Genomic DNA, 1,256 nt, shown 5'->3' with positions numbered 1-1,256 from the left:
AACAATGCCAGAACTGTACAATGTGCACTTTGACAACGGCTCTGAACTACTCGGCACCGTGAGCAACGAAACTCCGACAGTCATGATGCAATTCAGCTTGCCTGCGGGCACGCGTTTTGTGGAAAAAGGCAAAGAAGGCCTAGCGCAACTGACGGCTGCTATGTTGCAAGAAGGAACGACCAAACGTAGCGTGGAACAAATTCAAGCTGAGCTCGATAAACTCGGCAGCATGATCTCTGTCGATGCAACAGGCTACACGACGAACATCAGCGTTTCTTCTTTAGAAAAGAATTTAGAGCCAACACTGAAAATCGTTGAAGAGATGCTGCTATCGCCAGCGTTCAAACAAGAAGATTTTGATCGTGTGAAAATGCAGGCACTCGAAGGGCTTGTGTACGAACATCAAAATCCAAGTTGGATGGCATCTCAAGCAAGTCGACAAGTGCTGTATGGCGATTCTGTTTTTGCACGCCCAAAAGACGGCACGCAAGCTGGTGTCAGTGCGCTAACGCTTGATGATGTGCGTGAGTTCTACGCTAAGCACTACACACCGCAGAGTGCACAAGTCGTGGTGGTGGGTGACATTGCTAAACAAGACATTGAGCAGAAGCTTGCGTTTTGGGCTGAATGGAAAGATGAAGCGGCACCACTTTATGCTCCTCAAACAATACCAGCATTAGGTGAGCAGAAAATTCATCTTGTCGATAAACCAGGTGCACCACAAAGTGTGGTTATGATGGTTCGTCAAGGCATGCCTTATGATGCCACGGGTGACTTTTATCTAAGCCAGCTCGCGAACTTTAACCTAGCGGGTAACTTTAACAGTCGCATCAACCAAAACCTGCGTGAAGACAAAGGCTACACCTACGGTGCTTACGGTTACTTCTCGGGGAATCCTGAAACCGGTTCGGTTGTATTTACCGCGCAAGTTCGTGCCGATTCGACGGTCGCATCGATTATCGAGATGGAAAATGAGCTGAATGAATACGCTCAATCTGGAATGACTGATGAAGAAATGAAATTTATGCGCCAAGCGGTCGGTCAAAAAGATGCACTGAAGTATGAAACGCCGACACAAAAAGCGGAACTCATTAGTGATATTCTCAAGTACAACCTCGATCATGATTACTTGCAGCAAAGAAACGCTATCGTTGAGAAAGTGGATAAGCAAACTTTGAATGCATTAGCTCAAAAATGGTTTGATTCGAATGACTATCAAATCATTGTCGTTGGTGATGCTAAATCACTTCGTCCTC

Annotated in this window: 1 protein-coding gene; it reads left to right on the top strand. The window is 46.1% G+C overall.

Translation table 11 applies throughout. From position 1 onward, the window contains the following. On the top strand, positions 1-1,256 hold a 1,256-nt coding region (locus tag R7Q38_RS23775), incomplete at both ends, for a pitrilysin family protein (RefSeq protein WP_318114519.1).

It is taken from the genome of Vibrio sp. Vb0598 (genome assembly GCF_033338935.1).
GTDB classification, from domain to species: domain Bacteria; phylum Pseudomonadota; class Gammaproteobacteria; order Enterobacterales; family Vibrionaceae; genus Vibrio; species Vibrio alginolyticus.
This window is presented reverse-complemented; position numbering and strand designations above follow the sequence as displayed.